General features: G+C 72.0%; 7 protein-coding genes. 2 read left to right on the top strand and 5 right to left on the bottom strand.

Annotation, left to right across the window (positions count from 1 at the left end; all coding sequences use genetic code 11):
• Positions 1-76: 76 nt before the first annotated feature.
• The 5 genes from ACFU6K_RS34250 to ACFU6K_RS34230 all read right to left on the bottom strand — a co-directional run bounded on the left by ACFU6K_RS34250 (position 77) and on the right by ACFU6K_RS34230 (position 2,462).
• A complete protein-coding gene (locus ACFU6K_RS34250) occupies positions 77-496 on the bottom strand; it encodes a RidA family protein (protein WP_380669778.1) in 420 nt (139 codons plus the stop codon).
• Positions 497-539: 43 nt separating this feature from the next.
• Positions 540-986 carry a cupin domain-containing protein gene (locus tag ACFU6K_RS34245; protein WP_380669780.1) on the bottom strand — a complete coding sequence of 149 codons (447 nt, stop codon included), beginning with the start codon at positions 984-986 and terminating at the stop codon, positions 540-542.
• Between the two features lie 338 nt (positions 987-1,324).
• Positions 1,325-2,008: a DAPG hydrolase family protein gene (locus ACFU6K_RS34240; protein ID WP_380669776.1), complete on the bottom strand. Its 684-nt coding sequence runs from the start codon at positions 2,006-2,008 to the stop codon at positions 1,325-1,327.
• An 8-nt stretch (positions 2,009-2,016) separates the two neighbouring features.
• Entirely contained in the window at positions 2,017-2,313 is a 297-nt protein-coding gene (locus ACFU6K_RS34235) for a DUF1427 family protein (protein ID WP_380669774.1), read from the bottom strand.
• Positions 2,310-2,462, bottom strand: a complete 153-nt coding sequence (locus tag ACFU6K_RS34230) for a DUF1427 family protein (RefSeq protein WP_380669772.1) — start codon at positions 2,460-2,462, stop codon at positions 2,310-2,312. The genes ACFU6K_RS34235 and ACFU6K_RS34230 overlap by 4 nt, the downstream gene beginning before the upstream one ends.
• Positions 2,463-2,572: 110 nt before the next feature.
• Here ACFU6K_RS34230 and ACFU6K_RS34225 point away from each other — a divergent pair, with 110 nt between their 5' ends.
• Both ACFU6K_RS34225 and ACFU6K_RS34220 read left to right on the top strand, forming a co-directional pair.
• Positions 2,573-3,202: a TetR/AcrR family transcriptional regulator gene (locus tag ACFU6K_RS34225; RefSeq protein WP_380669770.1), complete on the top strand. Its 630-nt coding sequence runs from the start codon at positions 2,573-2,575 to the stop codon at positions 3,200-3,202.
• Between the two features lie 37 nt (positions 3,203-3,239).
• Positions 3,240-3,452 (top strand): hypothetical protein, encoded by a 213-nt coding sequence (locus tag ACFU6K_RS34220; RefSeq protein ID WP_380669768.1) that lies wholly within the window; start codon positions 3,240-3,242, stop codon positions 3,450-3,452.
• The last annotated feature ends 25 nt before the right edge of the window (positions 3,453-3,477 follow it).

Below are 3,477 nucleotides of genomic sequence, written 5' to 3'. Positions count from 1 at the left end.
GGCTCGAACGGCGATGGTACGGCGGCGGTTCGGCGAAGGGTCCCACCGGCCGGTGGGACCCTTGGGCGTGGGTGGGTCAGCCCGTTGCCCCCGCCGTCGGCCGGACGGCGACCGCGTCGATCTCGAAGAGCATCCCCGGCAGGGCAAGCGAGGCGACCCCGCTGAGTGTCTGCGCGGGCAGCCGGTCGCCCCAGGCCCCGGCCAGGGCCTTGCCGAGGACGGCCAGCTTCTGCGGGTCGTGGTCGACGATGTACGAGCCGAGCCGGACGACGTGCTCGAAGCCGAGGCCGACCCCGGCGAGCGCGGTGCGCAGGTTGGCGAGGGCGAGCTCCACCTGGGTGGCGAAGTCGCCGGGCACGACCCGGCCGCCGGCGTCGGCGGCGTACTGGCCGCCGATGAACACCGGTTCGCCGGGTGCGGAGGCGGCGTGGCTGTAGCCGAACGGCGTCGGGTCGTGCAGGCCGGGCGGGTTGGTGATGGTGCGGGTGTCGGTCACGGGGTTCCTCTCCTGGTGTCGGACGGGCTCGGTGCCGGGCGGTCTACGGCTCGGACCGGGCGGCTTCCTCCCGGGCGTCGCGCCAACTCGGGGATTCCAGGAAGTGGTTGTCGAAGAGGTCCTGCTTGGCGAGCAGCTCCTCGACCGTCGCCTCGCCCGCGCGGATCCGCTCCAGCAGGCGGAAGTAGTCGAAGCGCTCCACCCCGGGGGTGATCACGATCAGCAGGTCCGCCCCGGAGTCCGGTGCCGCCGCGAAGGCGTGCGGCAGATGGGGCGGCACCACCACGAGGTCGCCGCTGCGGGCGGTGACCACCTCGTTCCCGACCAGCACCTGGGCCGAGCCGTCGACGACGAAGAACAGCTCCGAGGAGCCCCCGTGGTAGTGCGGAGTGGCGCCGTCCTTGCCGCGCCCCAGCGTGACGCGCAGGGTGCTCAGGGCGCCGCCGGTGGCGCTGGAGTCCGCCAGCAGCCGCCCCTTGCCGCCGACCATCGAGACGGTCTCGGCTTTGTCCTGCTCGCCGACGTCGAGGACGCACAGAGCCCGGCACCCTGACGGCCCCGCCCGAGGTCCAGCCACCCGTGACCGCTCCGGAGCGTGTTGATGGATCGCCAGGGTGCCCCGCTTGCGCCTTCGGGTGAACCGTCGACCGCTACGCCCGGAAGGGAGTCACCCGTCGTCACATGCTCCACGTGGTGTGGAGTCGACGAAGGGGCGGAACCGTGTGGATCCGTTGTCCTCCGGGGCGAAGTCCGGTGGCCGCCCGCCTGCGTGAGCCTCACGCAGGCGGGCGGTGCCGATGCCGGGCCTCTCATGGGCCCGGGGGTGGGTCACCAGGGTGCGGTGACCGGGATGGTGTCGCGGTGCTCGCCCGCGTAGAGGGAAGGCAGGAACCGGGCGAGGAAGGTGAACTCGTTGTAGCAGTGCCGCAGTACTTCGCGGCCGAACTCGTCCGTGAAGGTCTCGGCGATCTGCTGCGGCGTCAGTTTGCCGACGAGGTCCACGCCGAAGTAGAAGTTGCTGCGCAGGGCGCTGCCCCAGGGCGTGTCGCGGCACAGGTGCAGGAGCCGGTTGCCCAGGACGCGGCCGTCCTCGTCGCGTTCGGGCTCGAAGCCGTTGCCGACGCGGCCACAGACCGCGCCGGTGATCCGGCCCTCGTCGCGTGCCTGTCGGTACGCGGCGGGGGTGAAGAACTCCTCCGGGTCGCGGAACTGGACGGCGATCCGCTGTGCGGGCAGGTGTCCGAAGCGCTCCTCGGCGAGGTGGATCGAGCCGGGCAGTTCTCCCTCGACCCCCTCGGCCCAGTTGCTGGCGACGTGGTCGATCGGGTGCCACCAGACGTACTGCCGGGTGAGGGGCCGGGAGCGGAACCACCACTCGAACATCTCGCCGGTGACGCCGTGCAGGTCGGTGCGGCAGGCTATGTGGAGGACTCCGTCCGCATCGCGTTCGAAGCCGGTCTCCAGTGGCAGCGGCGTCGGGTCGAGCAGGGCGTCGAGGCCGGTGAAGGGCATTCCTGTTCTCACTTTCGGTTTCCGTGGGTTGTCGCGGGGTGCGGAGCGGCGGCCGGTGTGGCCGGCGTCCCGTGGCCCGCATGGTCCGGGCCCGGGTGGGGCTCCGGCCGGGTGGGTTCGGGGCGCGATCGGGCCAGCAGGGCGCGCATCCCGCTCTCGCCCGCCACGATGGCGAGCAGGCCGAGCAGTGCCGGCCACGGCGGGGCCGGTGAGCGCACGCCCATGAGCCCGTACAGCAGTCCGGCGGCGATGCCCGCGGCCAGGGACAGGGCGTAGCGCCGGGCTGTCGCGCGGATGCCGGTCATGTCAGGGCTCCCGGGATTCCGTAGCCGATCAGCATTCCCGCCAGTCCGGTCAGGGCGACCAGTGGGGGAGCGGGGGAGCGTACGCGCAGCAGCGCGTACATCGCTCCGACGACAAGACCGGCTCCGGTGATGGCGGCATAGGTGAGCACCGCGACCTCCTGGTTCGGGCAGGCGGCCCCTTGCGTGGCCGCCGGCTGGTTCCGTCACCGTAACATGAATATGAATCCATATTCAGATTCGAGTGTGTGAGGATGGGCCCATGACCACGCGCCCCGGCCCTCCCCGGCAGAAACGCAGCCAAGCGGCGATGGAACGGATCCTGGAAGCCGCCCAGCAGCTGATCACCGACGAGGGCGTCGCCGGGTTCACCCTCGGCACGGTGGCCGCGCGCGCCGGCGTGGCCGTGGGCACCGTCTACCAGCGCTTCGCCAACAAGGAGGACCTGCTCGTCTCGACCCAGCGGCGCTGGCTCGACGAGGTCGCCCGGGCCCAGCGGGAGCTCTTCCTGCCCGCCGCGGTGCGGCAACCGGACTTCGTCCGGGCCGTCTGCCTGTACGCGGAACACCTGGTCGCCCTGTTCCGGGACCACGCCGCTCTCGTCCGCGAGTTCGTCGTGTACGCGACCGCCGTGCCCGCACTGCGGGAGTCCGCTCAGCAGCGGCTCGACCAGCTCGCGCGGGAGCGGTGCGACGCCCTGATGGCACATCCCGGCCGGCCCCCGCACATCACCCGCGGGCACCTCCTGCTCGCCCTGCGCGCCGTGCAGTCCCTCCTGGAGTGGCGCGTCGCCGCCTCGCCCGACACGGAGGAAGCGGCCGCCATGCCGTGGGAGACCCTGGCCGACGACATCCCGAAACTGGTCACCGCCTACCTCGGCCACGACGCCTGACGGACGGACGAGGGGTCTGCGACCCGTCCGCCTGATCGTGTGTCCATCGGACGCCCGGAGCCAGTCCTGGAAGGGCGGCGAACAGGTCGAGTACCGGGGCGAGGGCATCGGCGACAGCAAGGCGGCCAACGTCTCCGGCAGGTCGACCAAGCGCGAGGACCTGTACATCGGCCTGGGCGCCGGGCAGTCCGGCTTCCCTGCCGGAACCTGGAAGCACGGCGACACCTACAAGCGGGACGTCTTCTCCTGACCGTACGTCCGAGACTCCCCACGGC

It is taken from the genome of Kitasatospora sp. NPDC057512, from assembly GCF_042802135.1.
In the GTDB taxonomy this organism is placed as follows: Bacteria; Actinomycetota; Actinomycetes; order Streptomycetales; family Streptomycetaceae; genus Kitasatospora.
The sequence above is the reverse complement of the archived record's forward strand: the minus strand, read 5'-3'. Positions and strand labels throughout refer to the sequence as shown.

Coding starts and splice junctions, on each gene's coding strand:
- ACFU6K_RS34245 (WP_380669780.1), bottom strand. CDS start 986: ATGGTCGGCGGCAAGGGGCGGCTGCTGGCGGACTCCAGCGCCACCGGC.
- ACFU6K_RS34240 (WP_380669776.1), bottom strand. CDS start 2,008: ATGCCCTTCACCGGCCTCGACGCCCTGCTCGACCCGACGCCGCTGCCA.
- ACFU6K_RS34235 (WP_380669774.1), bottom strand. CDS start 2,313: ATGACCGGCATCCGCGCGACAGCCCGGCGCTACGCCCTGTCCCTGGCC.
- ACFU6K_RS34225 (WP_380669770.1), top strand. CDS start 2,573: ATGACCACGCGCCCCGGCCCTCCCCGGCAGAAACGCAGCCAAGCGGCG.